The sequence below is a fragment of the Streptomyces sp. HUAS MS02 genome, assembly GCF_055702265.1.
In genome coordinates, this window is the sequence record NZ_CM146747.1 from 8,498,022 (window position 1) to 8,517,098 (window position 19,077).

Genomic DNA, 19,077 nt, shown 5'->3' on the forward strand with positions numbered 1-19,077 from the left:
AACGTCGGCGAAGCGGTGTCACCGGACGGTCCGGTGCCCCCGGCGCCTGCCGGCCGCCTCCAGTTCACGACGCAGCCGGTCCGGATCCCAGGCCTCGCCGACGGCCTGCCGGAGCAGATCGGCCTGGGAGGGCGGGGCGAGGCCGTCGACGGGCGGGTCGCGGTCCAGGTCGGTCGGGAAGGGGTAGCCCTCGGCGGTGGCGGCGACGACGCGGCGCAGCCAGTCCTCCGTGGCGCCCTCGGACACGCGGTGCAGCAGGACGGGGAACAGGGCGTTGACCATCGCCTCGCGGTCCACGGTCTCCATGGCCCGGCCGAACGCGGAGGAGATCTGCAGCAGGTTCGCCATGCGCCGGATGTCCGACGAGCGGTTGTGCCCGGCGGCGTGGAAGAGGGCGGGGTTGAAGAAGGCCGCGTCCCCCTTGTCGAGGGGGAGTTGGACGTGGTGGGCGTCGAAGTACGCGACGAACTCCGGCAGTCGCCACGCGAGGTAGCCGGGCTCGTACTTCTGCGAGTGCGGCAGATAGAGGGTGGGGCCCGACTCCACGGGCATGTCGCAGTGGGCGACCGCGCCCTGCAGGGTGAGGACGGGGGACAGCCGGTGGACGTGCGCCGGGTAGGCGGCGGCCTGCCGCTGGGAGAGGAAGCCGAGGTGGTAGTCACGGTGCGGGCTCTGTGCGGCGCCGCCCGGGTTGACCACGTTCACCTGCGAGGTGACCTGGTAGGCGGGGCCGAGCCAGGCCTCGGCGACCAGGGCAAGCATGTCGTTGGCGTAGTAGTCGGCGAAGACGTCCGGCGCGCGTACGGCCATCTTGTCCAGGGCGCTCCAGACCCGGTCGTTGGCGCCGGGCTTGGCGAAGTGGTCGCCCCGGGCCGTACCCGAGGCGCGCTCCTCCTCGATCAGTTCGCGGAAGACGTCGGACGCCCGGTCCACGACGGCCGGGTCGGGGAACGCGCCCTTGAACACGGCGATCCCGGGACCCTCCAGGAGAGTGCGGACCAACTCCGCCTGGACAGCCTGACGGCCCTCCGGCGTGGCTGTCAGGGCGCGGAGCCGGTCGCTGTCGTAGAGCGGCACGTTCTGCTCGACCCGCTCGGCCGAGGGGTGGTCGGCCGGGTCGGTGACTCGCTCGACGACTGCCCGGAACGTGTCGAGATCGCAGTCCGCCTCGGCCAGCCAGGTCCGTGACACCGCAGCGATGGGGGACATCGCGGCTCCTTTCGCAGCCCTTGTGTTGCTGCCAGTCTGAGGATCTCGAATCCCTCATTCAATGCGCGAAAACCCATCAAGAACACCTCACGGAGCGCCTTGGGGGAGGGGCGCAGGGGGCGAGAGGCGTGGGGTGCGGTGGGTCCGTGTCGTCGCCTGGCCGGTCGCCGTCGGCGACGTAGCGTGGGCCGGGCAGGTGAGCGGTCGAGCCGGAGGCGGCGGGATGTGCTGGAGTGCGACGGCCGATCTCGTGGCGGGTGCCGGTGTCGCCGCGGTCGGGGTGACCTGTGTGGTGCTGGCGCGCGACCGGCGGGATCTGCCGCTCGCCGCGCTGCCGCTGCTGCTCGGCGCCCATCAGATCGTGGAGTCGGTGGTCTGGTCCTCGGGCGGCGGCAGCGGGCCGGCGACCGTCGCCTGGGCCGTCGTCGCCCTGCCGCTGCTGGCCGTGTGGGTGCCGGCGGGCGTGTGGTGCGCGGCCCCGGCGCGGGCCCGTCCCCGGCTGGTCGTCCCGCTCGCCGTCGGCGTCGCGACCGCCGTGCCGCTCGCCCGGGCCCTAGCCACCGGCCCGGTGACCGCCGAGATCCGCGGCCGCACCGTCGGCTACACGATCGACCTCGCCCACCCGCCACTCCTGGTCGCCGGCTACCTCCTCGCCACCGTCGGCTCCCTGCTCCTCTCCGGCGACCGGCGGCTCGTCGTGCTCGGCGCCCTGGCCGCCGTCGGAGCCGCGGTCTGCTGGGCTCTGTGGCGGCTGGAGTTCATCTCCACGTGGTGCGCCTTCGCGGCCCTGTGCTCGGTGGTGCTGCTGGGCTGGGTGCGCGCCCGCGCGAGAGCGCCCTCGCGACCGCACCGCAGCGCCTGACCCGACCCGACATGACTGCCCCGACATGACTGACCCGACCTGACCGGACGTGACGGACCTGGGCAGGGGCCTTGATGGTCCTTGGTGAATCATTCATCCATCGAGCTGTTGACTTTCGGCTCGACCAGCCAGAGGATTTCGGAGGTGACCCACTCCGCCGCCGGGCCCCTCGGCCCGGTTCTCCCCGCGGCCCTCGACGAGGCGGCCCACCGCTGCCTCGTCGCGGGCTTCGACGGTACGACGACCGTCCCCGACACCCTGAAACGGCTGATCGACCGCGGCCTGGGCGGGGTCATCCTGTTCACCCGCAACATCCGTGACGCCGACCAGGTCCGCGAACTCACCGGCACCCTGCGGACGTTGCGGCCGGACCTGCTGATCGCCATCGACAACGAGGGCGGCGGCATCGGCCACCTGGTCGCCGCGGGCGCTCCCGAGGTACCCGGCTCGTGGGCGCTCGGTGCCGCCGACGATCCCGGCCTGACCGCCGCGTGCGCCGACGCCCTCGCCGGACACCTGCTCTCGCTCGGGATCACCGTCTCGTACGCCCCCGTCGCCGACGTCCAGAGCCGGCCCGAGAACCCGATCGTGCGCACCCGCGCCTTCGGCGGCGACCCCGAGCTGGTCTCCCGGCATCTGCGCGCCTGGATCGCGGCCACCGAGTCGCGCGGCGTGGCCTCCTGCGCCAAACACTTCCCCGGCCACGGCGGGACCGTCACCGACAGCCACCACGAACTGGCCGTGGACCCGCGGCCGTACGAGCGACTCGACCTCGCGCCCTTCCGGGCCGCCGTCGACGCGGGTGTGCCGATGCTGATGAGCGCCCATGTGGTCTTTCCGGCCCTCGACCCGGAGCTGCCCGCCACCCTCAGCCCGAGGATCCTCTCGGACCTGCTGCGCGGCGAACTCGGCTTCGACGGCGTCCTCGTCAGCGACGCGCTGGAGATGAAGGCCATCGCCGACCGCTACGGCGAGGCGGCCGGCGCCCGTCTCGCGCTCGCCGCCGGAGCCGACCAGGTCATCGTGGCCGTGCCGGATCTGGAGGTCACCCTCGCCTGCCGGGACGCCGTGCTCGACGCGCTCGGAGCGGGCGACCTCGCGGAGGAGCGGGTGACCGAGGCCGCGGAACGGGTACGGCGGCTCGCGCTGCGGTACGCGGGGCCGTACCGGCCGGGCGTCGTGGCCGCGTGGGACGCGCACGCCGGGCTGAGGGCGGCGCGGCGGGCCGTACGGAGCGGGGGTCCGTTGCCGCGGCCGGTGCCGGGCGCCCATGTGCTCGACTGCTTCCCGCCCCCGCACCCCGCCCTCAACTGGGGCGGCGAGGACCTGCTGACCGAGGTCCGCGCGCTCGACCCCACCGCCACGGGGGCGGCGGTGCCCGGGGAGCCTGGCGATCTCGCGGCCGTCGCGGGGGAGGCGCTGCGGGCCGCCGGGGCGCGTCCGCTGGTCCTCGCCCTGTGCGATGCCGAGCTGTACCCCTGGCAGGTCCGCCTCCGCGACCTGTTGCTGAACGCCCGGCCGGACGCGCTCGTGGTCTCGACCGGGTTGCCGGAAGAGGGTGACGTAGTGGCCGCGCACGGGAGGGGACGGGTGAATCTGCGGGCGGCGGCCGAGATCATCACGGGCCGGACGCTCTGAGCGGCGGTGCCCTCCGGGGCATCGGTGGGTGCGCGGGTGCGGGGGCGTGGGCGGGGGGTGCGCGGGTGCGCGGCGTCCGGGCATCCCGCCCCGGCCCGCCTGCCCGCCTGCCCGCCGGCTCGTCGGTTCGCAGGTCGTCGGCTCTCCTGTGGGCTCGGGGCCTGGCTCGCCCGTCGGCTCGGCGCCCGGCTTGCCAGCCGGTCCGTTCGCTCGCCGGTTTCGCCTGTCGGCCTGTCCGCTCGGCCCCCGGCCCGTCGGCATGCCTGCCTCGGCCGGCCTGCCGTCCCGCCCGCGCGGCTGGTCCCGTGGGCGGCGCCGGTCGCGCCGCCCGGCCGCCGCTCTCACTTCGCCTCGATCACCTCCGTGATTCCCCGTGCGGCCAGGTACTCCTTGTCCTCCGCGCGCTCCGCCAGGACCACCGCCGGGCGGGCCCGCTCCTGTCGTAGCCGCATCCAGGTGTCGAAGAACGCGCCGCCGGGGCCGGAGACGGAGCGGGTGGACGGGGTGCAGTCCAGGACCAGGGCTGCCGTACGGGGCGCGGGCCGGGCGGAGGCGGTGCGCAGCTCGGCCACCGTCGTGGACAGGGCCTCCGCGATCGGTTTGGGGCGCCCGGTGGAGTCGAACAGGCCGAGCGTGTACTCCAGTTCGGGGAAGTCGGCCAAGGCGCGGTCCACGTCGTGGGAGCACCACCAGGTGACGCCCCACAGGTGGGTGCAGCCCGCCGCGTTCAGCAGGGTCGCGCGGGCGAAGTCGGGGGCGTCGGCGGCCGGGATGTGCGGCTCGGGGGCACCGGTCTCCTGGACCCAGACCGGGCGGGCCGGGTCGGTGGCGTAGGCGGCGGCCAGCTCCGTGCCGTACTCCGCGAGGTGGTGCACCTCGGGTGAGCGCGGGCCGTAACGCCGGGCGCAGTCCGCGGAGAAGACCCAGGGGTGGACCGTGGTGAGGTCGCCCTTGCGGGCCGAGGCTTCGGGGGTGAACGGGTGGTCGTCGCCGTACCAGGCGGCGTCGTACGCCGAGTGGGTGACCAGACCCCCCGCCTCGCCGAGCCCGTCCCGCGCGGCGCCGAGGAGGGTGTCGAGGTAGTGGTCGACCTCGGCCGCGGTCACCGGGTTGTGCTCGACCAGGTTGTTGAGCTCGTTGCCCAACTGGAGGCCGATGAGGCGGGGGTGGCCGGAGAGGGCGCGGCCGAGCGTGCGCAGCAGCAGTGCCTGGGCCTCGATCGCCTCCGGGTCGGTGAAGACGTTGCGATGGTGCCAGCTGCGGGTCCACTCGGGGTAGAAGTCGAAGCTCGACAGGTGGCCCTGGACGCCGTCCACGAGGACGTCGAGGCCGCACTCGCCCGCCAGGTCCACCAGCCGGACGAGCTGGTCCACGGCCGAGGCCCTGACCAGGGTGCGGTTCGGCTGGAGCAGGGGCCACAGGTGGAAGACCCGGACGTGGTCCAGGCCCAGCCCGGCGATCTGGGCCAGGTCCTCGCGCGCGAGCCCGGGGTCGAAGTCGTGCCAGGCGTGGAACCAGCCCTTGCGTGGGGTGTAGTTCACTCCGAAGCGGAGTGCGGGCGCGGGCGCGGGTGGCGTGCTGATGGCGTCCTCCTCAAGAGATGGACCTTGTCTCCGGCGAATGTATCAACCACCATGGACCGCAATGAATAGTGATTTGAACCAAGCCTCCGGGCGGCTGGCCTTCGGGCACCAAGCCTCCGGGACTAACCCGGCACACGACCCCCGGTCGGTGGCCGGTCCCGGGCCGGCGGCGGATGAGAGGCCGGCGCCCGGCGCGTGGTCGGAAGCCGACGGGTGGTCGGTGGCCGGCGGATCATCGGCGCCCGGTCGGTCGTCGGCGATCGATGCGGGGCCGACCCCCCATGCGCGGCCGACCCCCCATGCGCGGCCGGCCACCCATGCCCGGCCGGCCACTGATACGCGGTCGGCCACTGATGCGGCACCCGCGGCCGAAGCGCGGTCGGCTGCCGGCATGGCCCGCGCCGCCGGTACGGCCCGCGCCGCCGACGCGGCTCCGGCTGCGGGGGCCTCCCCGAGCGTCCACGGGTCCCCGGGCCCCGCCGCGTCCACCCCCACCCCGACCGACCACGCGGTTCCGCCCGCCGCCTCGCCCGCCCCCTTCTACGTGGTCGGCATCGACGCCGGCGGTACCCGTACGCGTGCCGTTCTGGCGGAGCTCGGCGGTGGGGCGGTGACCGGTGAGGGGGCGGCGGGGCCGGGCAACTCGTTGACGGTGCCCGGGCCGCTGCTCGCCGACCACCTCGTCGAGGCCGTCGCGCGAGCCGTGCCGGAGGCACTGCGCGCACGGGTGGTGGCGGTGGCGGGCGGGTTCGCCGGGGCCGGACACCAGGGCCAGGGCGCCGACGAGCCCGGCCGGCTGAGGGCCCGGGCCGCCCTGTCGGCCGCGCTCGCCCGGCTCGGTGTCACCGCCGCGTCGGTCGGCGTCCACAGCGACATCGAGACGACGTTCGCCGCGGCTCCAGGCCACCCCGCCGACGGCCTCGTTCTGGTGGCCGGTACCGGCGCGGTCGCGGCCCGGATGACCGGCCGGGTGCCGACCGCGACCTCGGGCGGCGACGGCTGGCTCCTCGGCGACGACGGCGGCGGCTTCTGGATCGGCCGCGCGGCCGTACGCGCGGCCCTGCGCGCGGCCGACGGCCGCGGCGGGCCCACCGCCCTCGTCCTCGCCCTGGGCCGGGACCTGGGGCTGCCGGAGGAGGTGCTCCCGCCGGAGGGCCACGGGGCCGGCGGGGCCGCCGGGTGGAGTGCCGAGCGGCGGACCGCCTACCGGGCCAGGCTGCTGCCCGCCGTCATGGACCGTGCGCCCGTCCGGCTCGCCGACCACGCGCCCGCGGTGGTGCGCACCGCCGAGGAGAAGGACGCCGTGGCCGTCGGGATCCTCCAGGAGGCCGCGCGCCGTCTGGCCGACACCGTCGCCGCCCTGGCGCCCCGCCCCGGTGAACCCCTCGTCGTCACCGGCGGTCTGCTCGCCCTGGACGGCCCCCTGCTGCCGCCGCTGACCGAACGCCTCGCCCCCCTCGGACTCACCGTCACCCCGGTCGCGGACGGTTCCCCGGGCGCCGTAGCGCTCGCCCGCCTCGCCCACGGCCGGAGCGACTGACCGACTGACCGACTGACCGGACGGGTACCCCCCCGAGCCCGCACGGGGTCCCCACCACCGGGTCGCACACCTCCCTCGGCCCCAAGCCCCCTCGCCGACAAGGACCACCCATGCCCCCACAGGACCAGCCGCTCGCCCCGGCCACCGCGCCGGCGCGGCCGCCGTACCGCGACCCGTCCGCCCCCGTCGAGGCGAGGGTCGCCGACCTCCTCTCCCGGATGACCCGGCGCGAGAAGGTCGGCCAGCTCAACCAGCGGATGTACGGCTGGGACGCGTACCGCCGCACCCCGGCCGGGGACTTCGAACTCACCGAGGCCCTCTCCGCCGAGACCGAGCGCTTCTCGGGGCTCGGCGCGCTCTACGGTCTGATGCGGGCCGACGCCTGGTCCGGCGTCGGCCACGGCGACGGGCCCGGTGCCGCAGACAGCGCCGACCTCGCCGACCTGGTCCAGCGCCACGTCCTGGAGCGCAGCAGGCTCGGGATCCCCGCCCTCTTCGTCGAGGAGGTCCCGCACGGCCACATGGCCCTCGACGGCACGGTCCTGCCCGTCAACCTGGCCGTCGGCGCCACCTGGGACCCGGACCTCCACGAGCGGGCCGCCGCGCACGCCGCCGCCGAACTCCGCGCCCGTGGCGGCCACGTGGCCCTCGTCTCCGCACTCGACATCGCCAGGGACCCGCGCTGGGGCCGCACCGAGGAATGCTTCGCCGAGGACCCCCACCTCGCGGCCCGCCTGACCGAGGCCCTGGTCAGGGGCATGCAGGGACCGCCGGGTGCACAGGCGGCCCCTGACGCTCAGCAGACCTCCGGCGCTCAACCGTCCCCGGGCCCGCACACGACGCCCGTCCCGGCGCCCGTCCCGGAGCGCTTCGCCGACGACCGCGCCCCTGTCGTCCTCAAGCACTTCGCCGGGCAGGGCGCCACCGTCGGCGGCCGTAACTCCGCCGAGTCCGAACTCGGCCGCCGTGAACTGCACGAGATCCACCTCCCGGCCGCCCGTGCCGGCGTCCGCGCGGGCGCCGCCGCCGTCATGGCCGCCTACAACGAGGTCGACGGCATGCCCTGCTGCGGCAATCGGGCCCTCCTCACCGGGCTGCTCCGCGAACGCTGGGGCTTCGACGGCCTGGTCATGGCCGACGGCCTCGCCGTCGACCGCCTCGCCCGCATCACCGGCGACAAGGTCTCCGCCGGAGCCCTCGCCCTGGACGCGGGCGTCGACCTCAGCCTCTGGGACGAGGGCTTCACGCACCTGGAGGAGGCCGTGGAGCGCGGCCTGGTCGACGAGGCCGCCCTGGACGCCGCCGTCGCCCGTGTGCTGCGCCTGAAGTTCCGCCTCGGCCTGTTCGAGAACCCCTTCACCCGCCGCGCGTCGGTCCCCGAGCACATCGGACGCGCCCGCAGCACCGACCTCGCCCGCGCCTGCGTCACCCTGCTGCGCAACCCGGAAGGCACCCTGCCCCTCGGCCCCTCGGCACGTCGGATCGCCGTGCTCGGCCCGCACGCCGCCACCACCGGTCACCACCTCGGCGACTACACCGCCCCGCAGCGCCCCGGCACCGGCACGAGCGTCCTCGACGCCCTGCGCCGCCTGGCCCCGCCCGGCACGGACGTCCGTCACACCGAGGGCGCGGCCCTGACCGGCGCCGACCGCTCCGGAATCCCGGACGCGATCGCAGAGGCCGCCGCGGCCGACCTGGCCGTGCTCGTGCTGGGCGGCAGCAGCGCCCGTACCCCCGACACGGAGTTCGACGCCAACGGTGCCGCGCGGACCGTGGTGTCGGAGATGACCTGCGGCGAGGGCGTCGACCTCGCGGGTCTACGGCTCGGCGCGGCGCAGGAGGCCCTGCTGGACGCCGTCGTGGCGACGGGCACGCCCACCGCGGTCGTCCTGATGCAGGGCCGCCCGCACGTGCTGCCCGACACCCCGGCCGCGGCACTGCTCACCGCCTGGTACCCGGGCCCGTGGGGCGGCGAGGCGGTCGCCGAGGTGCTCCTCGGCCTCGCCGAGCCCGCCGGCCGGCTCCCGGTCTCCGTCCCCCGCTCGGCCGCCCAGCTTCCCGTCCACTACAACCACAAGGACACCGAGTACGGCGGATACGTCGACGAGAGCGCCGAGCCGGCCTACTCCTTCGGCCACGGGCTGTCGTACACGACCTTCGAACATGGCGCGCCCCGGGTGTCGGGGCGCACGGTCGAGGTGGACGTCACCAACACCGGGGACCGGTACGGGCGTTCGGTCGTGCAGGTGTATCTGCGCAGGCTGATCACGCGCACCTGGCCGCGCACCCTCGAACTGTGCGCGTTCGAGGGTGTCGGCCTGGCGCCGGGGGAGAGCCGTACCGTCTCCCTGGCGTTCGAGGTGCCCGCCGGGACCGACTCCGTGGAGCTCCGGGTCGCGCGGTCCGCGCGGGAGGCGCTGGACGTCGTACCCGTCGTCGTGGACCTCGGAGGTCGTGGTGGACCTCAGAGCTTGACGGCCCCGGAGGACACGCCCTTGTAGAACCAGCGCTGGGTGATGACGAACAGCACCAGCACCGGGATCACGGAGATGACCGAGCCCGCCATCACCATCCGCTGGTCGTAGCCGAAGGAGGAGGACGTGAGGCGGGACAGGCCGAGTGTCAGGGTGAAGTGGTCCTCGGTGCGCAGCACGATCAGCGGCCACAGGAAGTCGTCCCAGGCGCTGATGAAGGTGTTGATGGTGACGACCAGGATCGCGCCCCACGCGGACGGCAGATAGAGGTACCGGAACCGCTTCCACTCGCCCGCCCCGTCCAGCATCGCCGCGTCCTCGACCTCGCGCGGTACGGCGAGGAACGCGGCCCGCATGATCAGGACGTTGATGGCGGCGACGAAACCGGGCAGCCAGACGCCCACCAGGTTGTCGACGAGCCCCAGGTCACGGATGCTCAGGAACAGCGACACCATGATCGACTCGAAGGGGAACATCATGGACGCCATGAGCAGTACCCAGACCAGCCTGCGGCCCTTCCAGCTCGGCTTGGAGAGCATGTAGCCGGCGAGCGTGGAGAAGACCAGCTGGCTGGTGACGGACAGGGCCACGACCACCAGGCTGTTGCGGATGTACGTCCAGACCGGGACCTGCGCGAACACCTCGCGGTAGGCACGCAGCGTCGGATGATGCGGGAGGAGGGAGGCTTTCTCGCCGAACACGTCCTCGCCGACGCCCTTCAGCGACGACAGCAGCTGCCACAGCAGCGGGCCCACGGTGATGCCGAGGACGAACAGCAACAGCAGGTAGCGGACGACGAGTTCGCGGGGGCGGCCGTAGTCCCTCCAGCGCGGCATCAGCCGCCGCCTCACGACGGGGGCCGGGGCCGTGGCCGTCCGCGGCTCCTTCACGGCGGTGGTCACGACTCGTCCTCCTTCGTCAGTCGCTGTGCGAGCAGCGTGAGGCCCAGGGTGAGTACGAAGAGGGCGACGCTGACCGCCGAGCCGTAGCCGGCGTTGCCGGTGAGCGGGTCGAGGGCGACGTCCCGGATGTAGAAGGGGAGGGTGCGGTCGGCGCCGCCGGGGCCGCCGGTCGCGCCGCCGAGCATGTAGATCTCCGTGAACACGCGCAGCGAGCCGATACCGGTGAGGGTGCCGACCAGCATCATCGAGGTGCGCACGCCCGGCACGGTGACGTGCCAGAAGCGGCGGACCGCGCCCGCGCCGTCCACGGCGGCGGCCTCGTGCAGTTCCTTGGGCACGTTCCCCAGCGCGGCCAGGTAGAAGATCATGTACCAGCCGAGGCCCTTCCACAGGGTGAGCCCCATCGCGCACAGCAGGATCAGCCAGGAGTCCGACAGGAACGGGATCGCCGACCGGATGATGTGGGCCTTCTGCAGCCAGGTGTTGACCAGGCCCTGGTCGCTGAGCAGCCACTGCCAGCTGAGGCCCACGACCACGCTGGAGGCGAGGACCGGGGTGTAGAACGCGGAGCGGAAGAAGCCGATGCCGGGCAGGTTCTTCTCCACCAGCACGGCCAGCATCAGCGGGAGCAGCACCATCAGCGGGACCACGATCAGCGCGTACAGCACGCTGTTGCGGGTGGCGAGCCAGAAGTCGGAGTCGCCCAGCATCCGGGTGTAGTTGTCCAGGCCCACGAACGAGGCGGCGCCGCCGAGCGGTTTGGCGTCGGTGAACGACAGCAGGAGCGTGTTCAGGAACGGGTACAGGCCGAAGACGCTGATGCCGATGATCGCCGGGGACATCCACAGCCACGGCAGCCACCAGCGGCGGTACAGCGCGGCGCCGCCCGCGTCGGCGCCGGGGCCCGGCTTGAGGGCCCGCAACAGGCGGCGCCGGCGGCCGGTCGGTTCCCCGGGGCCGGGGTCGCGGGAGGGGACCGCGACCCCCGCCCCTTCGGTGGGGGGAGAGAGGGTGGTCATACTCAGCTGCCCTGCTCGATCAGCTCGTTGGCCTTATTCTGGGCCTCGTCCAGGGCGTCCTGGGCGCTCTTCTTGCCCTGCATGGCCAGCTGGATCTGGGCCGTGATGGCGTTCAGCTCCCCGGGGGTCAGGGCGATCTCGTCGGCCGTGGAGGTCTTGCGGTCGCTCGCGACGATCTTGCGGGCCTCGGCGAACGGGTCGTCACCCTTGACCGACTGGAAGAACGGGTCGTCCAGGGAGGCCGTGGTGGAGGGGAAGATGACCACGTTCGGGTCCTTCGCCCACTCCAGCTGGTTCTTCGCGTTCGTGAGGAACTGTGCGAAGGACAGCGCGGTCGCCGCGTTCTTGCTGGTGGACGCGACGCCTATGTACTGCGGGGCGCCGACGGTGTGGCCGAGGTCGTCCAGCATGAAGCGGGCGACCCCCGTCTTCTTGTAGACGCTCGGGTTGTTCTGCTGGATGAAGCGCAGGAAGTTGGGGTTCGTCGGGCCGTAGACCAGCTTTCCCTGGCCGTAGACGTTGGCCGGGTCCTGGGTGGAGGAGAGCGAGTCCCTCGGCATGCCGCCGGCCTTGTAGAGCTTGGTCATCGCCTCCACCCACTGCGCGGTCTTCGGGTCGTCGGCGAAGGTGAACTTCTTGCCGTCGGAGGAGAGGACCTTGATGTCCATCTGCTGCCAGTCGGCGGGGATGCGCAGCTGCGGGTTGGCGAGGAAGGCGTAGTACTTGCCGTCCGAGACCTCGGCTATCTTCTGCGCGTCCTCGAACAGACCGAGCACGGTGGTCGGAGGTTTGGCCGGATCGAGGCCCGCCTTCTTCATCAGGTCGGTGTTGAAGGTCTGCACGATGCCGCCGGAGTACCAGGGGAGCACGCTGTGCACCTCGGTGCCGGACGCGTCGGCGTACATGCTCGACTTCCACAGGTTGGGCACGAACGGCTCGCCCGCGCCCGGGGCCTTCTTGTCCAGGTCGAGCAGATAGCCGTTCTTGGTGAGCGCGATCGCCGTGTTGACGTTGATGTTCACGACGTCCGGCAGTGTGCAGCCCTGCGCGTCCGCGACCAGACGCTGGGTGAAGGTGGCGTCGCCCGGGTCGTCGACCCACTTCACGGTGGTGTCCGGGTGGGCCTGCTCGAAGGCTTTGATGACACCGTTGAAGTAGCCGCCGAAGTCCTTCTTCAGATTCGTCGTCTGGAAGGTGATCGTGCCCTTGACGTCTCCGGTCAGCTTCCCTGACCCGACGTTGCCCTTGTCGACCTCGCAGCCGCCGGCGGTGGCGTCCCCGCTGTCGGATCCCCCGCCCGACAGGCCGCAGCCCGCGGCGGTCAGGGTGAGGGCGATGACACCCACCACACATCCGGTCAGTCTTCTCGCGCGCATGTCGCCTCCTGCGATCAGTCAGCTGCCTGGGTCGAGCCGCTGGGTCGAGCTGCTGGTTCAAATCACCAACTTGGACTGTGATTGATGAAAAGGTGGACCAGAATTCATCGGAGGTCAATGCCTGGCCGTGTTGCTTTTCGGTTCCAGGGCGTTTCCGACGGGTTCGGAGCCGGTGGGTGTGTTCAGTGCCGGTGCTCGTGGTCGGGGTGCGAGGGGTCCTCCGGGTGCTCGTGCCCCGGCGCGTACTCCACGTCGGCCCGCGCCCGGTCCAGCCAGTCGAAGAAGGCCTGTCGGCCCAGGGCCCGCCGCAACTCCCGTGCGACGTCGTCATGGACCGCGTCGTACGGCAGGAAGTCGCCCGGCACCGCCCCGCCGTACGGGTCGACGCCGCGCCGCAGTGCCTCCGGGGTGAGGAAGCGGTCCGGATTGCGGTCGTAGTAGTCCCGTACGGCCTCCTCCGGCACCCTCTGCTCGGCCTCCAGCGCCGCCAGCAGGGTGCGCGCGGCGGGGGAGTGGGCGAGCGTCACCGCGATGATGCTGCCGAGGTCGGCGACCTCTGTCCCGGACACCGCGAGCGGGCGGGCCGGTGCCTCGCCTGGCGGCGGCGCGAGCCCGCGCGCGGCGCACGCCCGCCGGGCCAGCTCGTCGGCGACGACCACCTGCGTGGCCCAGCGCCGCCGCTGCCGCTCCGCCCGCGCCTGCCCCTCCGGCCGGACCTCCCGATCCCGCGCGGGCACCACCGCCAGCACGACGTCCACCCGCTCCCGGGCGACCGGCTCACCGCCGACGAGCGCGGCGGGCGCCATGGGCGTCGTGTGCGCGGCGGGTCCCGGACGACCGTGGGCCGCTGAGTGGTCGTGCGCTGCCGAGTGGTCGCCTTGGGGCTCGGCTCCGGTCGACGCCTCCGGAGCTGGGTGCCGCGTGTGCTGGTCCGGCGCCGGGCGCCCGCGCGGTGGGGTGAGACGGTCCGGCCCCGTGCCGCCGCCGTGTGCCGTCCGTCCGTTCACGGTCCCACCTCCAGGACGACCGCCTCCGAGTAGGCCACGCAGCCGTGCCAACCGGCCTTCGCCATCAGCCAGTACGAGCCCGGGGGCACCGCCGAGCCGTCGATCTCGATCAGGCACTCCGTGCTCTCCCCGGCGGCCAGGGAGAAGCCCTGGAGGCCCGGTGCGACGCCCGCCCACGTCCCCCACGAGGACACCGCCCAGAGCGCTCCGCCCACCTGCCCGCGGGTGGTGTTCCGCAGGCGCACCGGCACGCGCGCCCGTTCGCCCCGGCGTATCTCGACCCGGTCGACGCCCAGCTCCATCACCAGACTCGGCCCGGTCCGCCCGTCCGGCTCGCCCCGGACCGCCGCGCCGGGCACGTCCAGGGCGACCACGTCCTCGAACGTCTGCCCGCCGTGGGTGAGCCGCGCGGCCAGCGCGTAACGGCCGGGCACCGCACCCGGCGGGGGCGTCACGGTGACCTCGGTGAGCGAGAAGCCGCCCGCGCCGAGCGCGTACGGCAGTTCGGCGGGCTCGGCGCTCCAGCCGGGCGGTACCTCCAGGGCGACCGTGCCCGAGACCGGCGCGTCGGTGAGCTCGGAGGAGATCCGTACCGTCGCCGTGACCGGGCCGTCGGCGGTCAGCGCGGCCGGCGAGAGGTAGACGGCCACGGGCATGTTGCCCCGGGGCGCCGGACCTGAGTTGTGCAGCCAGTAGCGGGTGTGCACGGGCTGGGCGGGCTCGTGCGCGCCGACACCGGCACCTTCATCGGGGAGCGCGCAGGAGGACGAGAGCTGCTCGGTGGGGCTCCCGTCGCCGGACGCGCCGGAGGTGGTCCCGCAGGCCCGTACGGGCGGCGCGGCGGCCACCGGCGAGGCCAGCACGGTGGCCACCTCGAACCCGGTGAGGTCCAGCTCCAACGCCCCGTCCGCGCCGGGGGCCAGCGCCTCACCGGGCCGCTCCAGGACGTCCGCCCGGCGGCCCCCGGCCCACGCCGCAGGCCCGGTCACCCGCGCCCGCACCGGCCGCCCGTCCACCTCGTGCGCGCGGACGACGACCTCGCGCGCCGGGTCCACGGGCGTGGTGCCGCCCCGGGCCAGCGGCGACCCGGCCGGCTTCAACGCGTCCAGGACGACCCGGCCCTCGGGCTCCAGCGCCAGCAGGGTCACGGTCCTCGGCAGGCCGGCCGCCGCCTGGGCGGGCTCGCGCAGCCGTGCCGTGAGCGGATGCTCGGGCGTGCGCAACCGCCCCGTGAGCGGATGGTTGAAGGCGTGGCCCGCGCGCGGCCAGCCCAGGTCGCGCCAGTCGCCCTCGCCCGCGACGACCGCGTACTCGAAGGTGTGCGACCAGCGCTGGAGCTGGAAGCCGGAGCCGTCGGGCGCGGTGCGGCGGGGCGGGTCGACCCAGATGCCGGAGGGCCAGCCGGTGCAGGAGCGCATCAGCGACATGTGGAGGTCTCCGCAGGAGGTGACGACGCAGCCCGGGGTGCCGCGGTTCAGGATCGCGAAGCCCCGCCCGTCCCAGGCGTCGCCCGGAGGCAGCGCCTCGCCGCCTCCGGCCGCGACGGCCCGTACGGTCGCGTCGTCGAGGTCGGCGATCAGCGCGTCCACGGCCTTCGCGTCGTCCTCGGGGCGGGCGCCCGCCACCACGAGCAGCGGCAGCCGTTCCAGGTCCCGCAGGTCGGCGCCGGGCACCCACTCCTCGCGCAGGGAGGCGCGGGGTGCCACCCACACCGCCGCCAGGCCGTCCTCGGCGAGTTGGCGGCGCAGTTCGCGGGCCGCCGCCGGGTCCCAGCCGAGGACCTCGGCGACCAGGGCGTTGCGGTCGGGGCCGCCGACGGCGACCCGGATGTCGGGCAGGTTGGAGTCGACCTCCAGATCGCCGTAGCGGGGGCCGTCCGCGATGGTCGAGGTGGCCGTGACGCCGGTGCGGACCAGGGCCGCGGCGAGCGGTGTGCCCAGTTCACCGGCGGCGTCCCAGTCGCCGAAGACCAGTTCGGCGACGCCGATGGACCGGTGGCCGAGCAGGGCGCCGGTGTCGTCGTGGACGGCGACGCGGGCCGTGGAGCCGAGCCCGAACCAGGTGTTGGCCGGGTTGTCGAGCGTCCACGGGAACTGCTCGCTGTCCACCTCGACGAAGCCGAAGCCGCGTCCGACGACCGCGTCCGCGACCTCGTGCACCGGCAGCCCGCCGCGTACGTCGGAGGGCCAGCGCACCCGGATCAGCCGGTCGGCGCCGTCGTATCCGTCGACGGTCGTCGTCACGTCCAGCCGGTCGACACCCGTCCAGAGGGTGAGCCGCTGGGTGTACCGGAAGAGGCCCAGGTCGGCGCGGACGGTGATGCGGGAGCCTGCGGGAGAGTGCTCGACATCGATGTCAGCCCTCACGTCCCGGCTCCGGGCGGCCGTGGTGCCGGTCGGGGTGAGGTGCCAGGGGCCCTCTCCGAAGCGCGGGTGCCTCGGGTACTCCTCCTGCACCACCAGCTCGTTGCCGATCTCCCCGGGCCGCAGCAGCTCCCGGCCGCCCCCGGCTCCGGCGAGCGCGCGCAGACTGCTGACACCGCCGCCCCGCGCGGGGTCGACGGTCACCTCGTAGAAATCGTTGCGGATCGTCGTCCCCTCGCCGGCCGTCCAGCCGGGCACCGAACCGTCCGCCAGCGACAGCGCCTTGAGCCCCATCCCGGGCACGTCCGGCACGACGACGCTCAGTTCGCCGTCCTCGGACACGGCGGGCAACGGCAGGCCGGTGTGGTCCAGCGGGATCCGGCCCGGGTCGGCGACGGTCAGCACGTCCCCCCGCCGCCAGGTCGCGGAGTTGAGGACGACCAGGTCCGCTCCGTCGCCCGGCAGTGGCGCGACCCGGTCGGCGAGCGCCTGGGTGGCGTCGGCGTGCACCTCCCGCGCCAGGTCGTACAACTCCCGCCAGCCGGTGAGCAGATCGATGTACACCTGGTCCGACTCGGAGCCGGTGATGGCGTCGTGGTGGGCGCCGTAGATCAACTGCCGCCATGCCTTGTCGAGGGCCGCGTCCGGGTAGGGGTGCCCGACGGTGAGGGAGGCGAGGGTCGCCCAGGCCTCGGCGTCGGCGAGGAGCGCCTCGCCGTACCGCTGGGCCTGCTTGGTGTCGATGTAGGAGACGTCCTTGCCGGTGTAGACCGGGTTCATGTCCCGGGTCTGCGGGGAGGCCGTGCGTCCCTCCCGCTCCAGCTCGGCGCGGACGGCGGCGAAGAAGTCCCGGGGGACGCCGCTGACGAACCGGGGCCAGACGTACCGCTCGTTCCAGTCCCGGTGGATGCCCATCACCCAGCGGCACGGCGGCGCGTAGTCGCCGCCGACCGGCAGCAGGACGTTCCGGGTGAGCGCGACCTTCTTCAGGCCCCGGAAGAGCTTGAGCGCGGCGGCCTCCGCCTCGGGGAGCGTGGGCGCGTTGTCGATCGCCCAGCCGGCGCCGTAGTGGTTGACCATGTACGCGGTCAGCAGGCCGCGTCCGGAGGGGGCGATCCAGCTGAACTCCGCCGGGAACTGCATCCGCCGCGGATCGCGCGGTTCCTCCCCGAACACCGACAGGGTCGGCCCCCACTGGTGGAAGGGACCGCGCGCCCAGGAACTCGACGTGACCCCCGCGTCCGCCATCAGCCCCGGGAACTGCGGGTCGTGCCCGAAGGCGTCCAGCTGCCAGGCGGTCTCCGGCGAGGCTCCCATGATCCCGCGCTGGAAGCCGTCGCCGTACAGCGCGTTGCGCACGGTCGCCTCTGCGCCGGTGAGGTTGGTGTTGGGCTCGTTGTAGGTGCCGCCCATGATCTCGACGCGGCCGGCGCGGATCAGCTGCCGCAGGAAGGCCCGCTCCTCGGGGAAGGCGTCCCAGTACGGCTTGAGGTAGTCGACCTCGGCGAGCACGAACGTGTACGCCGGATCGCGCCGGGCCAGATCGCAGTGGGCGCGGACGAGACTCATGCCGGACTGGCCACGTGAGTCGAAGGTCCGCGCGGGCAGGCCGGTGAGGGCCGGGTCGTCGGCGACGTCCCAGGTCTCGGTGTAGGCGGCCTGGGTGTTCCACCAGACGGGGTCGTAGTGGAAGTGGCTGACCATGAACATGGTCCAGCCGGGCTCGGCGACCGTGAAGCCGGCGGTCCGCCGGGCCACCAGCTCCCCGTCGGCGGCTGTGACGGTGATCTCCCGGTGGTCGCCGGGGGCGAGTCCGTCCGTGGCCACGGGTATCTCGGCGCGTACGGTGCCGTCCTCGCCCACGGTGACGACGGTCCGCCCGGCGGTGCGGACACCGGGGCCTTCCACGCTCAGCCGGACCGGCCGGCCCGCGTCGTGCCCGACGTCCACGGCGACCACCTGGTGCGGCTGGTCCTCCGTCCCGACGAAGAGCTCGGTCGACTCGACAGAGATGACGCGCATGGGGCTCCTACGAGTGCTCGGGGGAGCCCCATCCTGGCAGCGCGGGGTGGTTCAATCAACCATGCATCGGAATATTGGTTGATTCAACCAGGCAAAATCGCTCGCCGCCGCGGCCGCGCCGCGCCCTGGTCAGCGGCTGCGCCGGGACTTCACCGCGTGTGCGCCCGCGATGTGGTCGGTCAGTGCCAGGGAGGCGCTCGCCCGCTGGTAGGAGAGCTGGCCGACGCGGACGTAGAGGCAGTCGATGAGCATCAGCACGGAGTGGCGGGCGCCGATGCTGCCGGTGCGGAAGCTGGTCTCCGACGACGACGAGATCAGCCGGATGTCGGCGGCGCGGGCCAGCGGCGAGCGGGGATCGGCGGTCAGGGCGATGGTGGTGGCACCGCGCTCCCTGGCCAGCTCGAACGGCTCGATCACCTCCCGGGTGGCGCCGGAGTGGGAGATGCCGATCGCCACGTCCGCCGGGGTCAGCAGGGCGGCCGAGGTGGTCGCCGCGTGCACCTCGGTCCAGCCGCGCACCGCGCACCCGATGCGGAACAGCCGGGTCTCCGTCTCCTGCGCGACCGCGCCGCTGCCGCCGACGCCGTACACGTCCGTGCGCCGCGCGCGGGCCACGGCCTGCGCCGCCCGCTCCACGGAGTCCAGGTCGATCCGGTCGATGGTCTGCTGGATCGCCCGCAGATCGGCGGTGCCGACGACCTGGACGACCCGCTCCAGGCTGTCGTCGGGGGAGATGTCCGGGCCGATCTCGGCGCTGCCCCACTCCGAGGACTCGCCCCGGCCCCGCTCCTGGGCCAGCTCGATCAGCAGGTGCTGATAGGAGTCGAGGCCGATGGCCCGGCAGAACCGGGTCACGGTGGCCTGGGAGGTGCCGGTGCGCCGGCCCAGCTCCGCGGCCGAGCAGTGGGTGACGGCGGCCGGATCCTCCAGGATCAGCTCGCCGACCTTCCGCAGGGAGCCGGCCAGCCGGGGCAGCTCGGTGCGGATCAGGGTGGTGACATCGGTCGAGGGCATGCAGAGAAGGTATCAGCCACCCGTTGGCGCATCGGCTGAATACCAGGACCGGCCTTCGCGGTCGTACT

At 73.7% G+C, this 19,077-nt stretch carries 12 protein-coding genes; 4 read left to right on the plus strand and 8 right to left on the minus strand.

The window, feature by feature from the left end; genetic code table 11:
- Positions 1 to 18: 18 nt before the first annotated feature.
- Positions 19 to 1,209, minus strand: a complete 1,191-nt coding sequence (locus ACZ9QC_RS36760) for a phytanoyl-CoA dioxygenase family protein (protein ID WP_472917032.1) — start codon at positions 1,207 to 1,209, stop codon at positions 19 to 21.
- A gap of 223 nt (positions 1,210 to 1,432) precedes the next feature.
- On the opposite strand from ACZ9QC_RS36760, the gene ACZ9QC_RS36765 reads away from it, so the two are divergent.
- Both ACZ9QC_RS36765 and ACZ9QC_RS36770 read left to right on the plus strand, forming a co-directional pair.
- The gene (locus ACZ9QC_RS36765) at positions 1,433 to 2,071 is read left to right on the plus strand and encodes a DUF6629 family protein (protein WP_472917033.1); all 639 of its coding nucleotides are present in this window, start codon (positions 1,433 to 1,435) and stop codon (positions 2,069 to 2,071) included.
- 144 nt (positions 2,072 to 2,215) lie between these two features.
- Positions 2,216 to 3,709 carry a glycoside hydrolase family 3 N-terminal domain-containing protein gene (locus ACZ9QC_RS36770; protein WP_472917034.1) on the plus strand — a complete coding sequence of 498 codons (1,494 nt, stop codon included), beginning with the start codon at positions 2,216 to 2,218 and terminating at the stop codon, positions 3,707 to 3,709.
- A 341-nt stretch (positions 3,710 to 4,050) separates the two neighbouring features.
- Here ACZ9QC_RS36770 and ACZ9QC_RS36775 read toward each other — a convergent pair whose 3' ends face one another.
- Positions 4,051 to 5,331 carry a glycoside hydrolase 5 family protein gene (locus ACZ9QC_RS36775; protein ID WP_472921913.1) on the minus strand — a complete coding sequence of 427 codons (1,281 nt, stop codon included), beginning with the start codon at positions 5,329 to 5,331 and terminating at the stop codon, positions 4,051 to 4,053.
- Positions 5,332 to 5,683: 352 nt separating this feature from the next.
- On the opposite strand from ACZ9QC_RS36775, the gene ACZ9QC_RS36780 reads away from it, so the two are divergent.
- Together ACZ9QC_RS36780 and ACZ9QC_RS36785 are read left to right on the plus strand one after the other, a co-directional pair.
- Positions 5,684 to 6,832 (plus strand): BadF/BadG/BcrA/BcrD ATPase family protein, encoded by a 1,149-nt coding sequence (locus ACZ9QC_RS36780; protein WP_472917035.1) that lies wholly within the window; start codon positions 5,684 to 5,686, stop codon positions 6,830 to 6,832.
- Positions 6,833 to 6,942: 110 nt separating this feature from the next.
- Positions 6,943 to 9,333 (plus strand): glycoside hydrolase family 3 N-terminal domain-containing protein, encoded by a 2,391-nt coding sequence (locus tag ACZ9QC_RS36785; protein WP_472917036.1) that lies wholly within the window; start codon positions 6,943 to 6,945, stop codon positions 9,331 to 9,333.
- Here the strand turns inward: ACZ9QC_RS36785 and ACZ9QC_RS36790 are convergent.
- The 6 genes from ACZ9QC_RS36790 to ACZ9QC_RS36815 all read right to left on the minus strand — a co-directional run bounded on the left by ACZ9QC_RS36790 (position 9,297) and on the right by ACZ9QC_RS36815 (position 19,009).
- Entirely contained in the window at positions 9,297 to 10,208 is a 912-nt protein-coding gene (locus ACZ9QC_RS36790; protein ID WP_472917037.1) for a carbohydrate ABC transporter permease, read from the minus strand. The genes ACZ9QC_RS36785 and ACZ9QC_RS36790 overlap by 37 nt on opposite strands.
- A complete protein-coding gene (locus ACZ9QC_RS36795; protein WP_472917038.1) occupies positions 10,205 to 11,227 on the minus strand; it encodes a carbohydrate ABC transporter permease in 1,023 nt (340 codons plus the stop codon). Before ACZ9QC_RS36795 ends, ACZ9QC_RS36790 begins: the two co-directional genes overlap by 4 nt.
- Positions 11,228 to 11,229: 2 nt before the next feature.
- The gene (locus tag ACZ9QC_RS36800) at positions 11,230 to 12,603 is read right to left on the minus strand and encodes an extracellular solute-binding protein (protein WP_472917039.1); all 1,374 of its coding nucleotides are present in this window, start codon (positions 12,601 to 12,603) and stop codon (positions 11,230 to 11,232) included.
- A 182-nt stretch (positions 12,604 to 12,785) separates the two neighbouring features.
- Entirely contained in the window at positions 12,786 to 13,409 is a 624-nt protein-coding gene (locus ACZ9QC_RS36805) for a peptidyl-prolyl cis-trans isomerase (protein ID WP_472917040.1), read from the minus strand.
- Between the two features lie 197 nt (positions 13,410 to 13,606).
- On the minus strand, positions 13,607 to 17,995 hold the full coding sequence (locus tag ACZ9QC_RS36810; protein ID WP_472917041.1) for a glycoside hydrolase family 38 N-terminal domain-containing protein: 4,389 nt from the start codon (positions 17,993 to 17,995) through the stop codon (positions 13,607 to 13,609).
- Between the two features lie 129 nt (positions 17,996 to 18,124).
- Positions 18,125 to 19,009, minus strand: coding sequence for a MurR/RpiR family transcriptional regulator (locus ACZ9QC_RS36815; RefSeq protein WP_220650273.1), 885 nt, complete (start codon positions 19,007 to 19,009; stop codon positions 18,125 to 18,127).
- Positions 19,010 to 19,077 lie beyond the last annotated feature (68 nt).

What these genes read in the sequence shown, in the direction of transcription:
- ACZ9QC_RS36760 (WP_472917032.1), bottom strand. Translation starts at nt 1,209, where the DNA reads ATGTCCCCCATCGCTGCGGTGTCACGGACCTGGCTGGCCGAGGCGGAC.
- ACZ9QC_RS36765 (WP_472917033.1), top strand. Translation starts at nt 1,433, where the DNA reads ATGTGCTGGAGTGCGACGGCCGATCTCGTGGCGGGTGCCGGTGTCGCC.
- ACZ9QC_RS36780 (WP_472917035.1), top strand. Translation starts at nt 5,684, where the DNA reads ATGGCCCGCGCCGCCGGTACGGCCCGCGCCGCCGACGCGGCTCCGGCT.
- ACZ9QC_RS36785 (WP_472917036.1), top strand. Translation starts at nt 6,943, where the DNA reads ATGCCCCCACAGGACCAGCCGCTCGCCCCGGCCACCGCGCCGGCGCGG.
- ACZ9QC_RS36795 (WP_472917038.1), bottom strand. Translation starts at nt 11,227, where the DNA reads ATGACCACCCTCTCTCCCCCCACCGAAGGGGCGGGGGTCGCGGTCCCC.
- ACZ9QC_RS36800 (WP_472917039.1), bottom strand. Translation starts at nt 12,603, where the DNA reads ATGCGCGCGAGAAGACTGACCGGATGTGTGGTGGGTGTCATCGCCCTC.
- ACZ9QC_RS36805 (WP_472917040.1), bottom strand. Translation starts at nt 13,409, where the DNA reads ATGGCGCCCGCCGCGCTCGTCGGCGGTGAGCCGGTCGCCCGGGAGCGG.
- ACZ9QC_RS36810 (WP_472917041.1), bottom strand. Translation starts at nt 17,995, where the DNA reads ATGCGCGTCATCTCTGTCGAGTCGACCGAGCTCTTCGTCGGGACGGAG.
- ACZ9QC_RS36815 (WP_220650273.1), bottom strand. Translation starts at nt 19,009, where the DNA reads ATGCCCTCGACCGATGTCACCACCCTGATCCGCACCGAGCTGCCCCGG.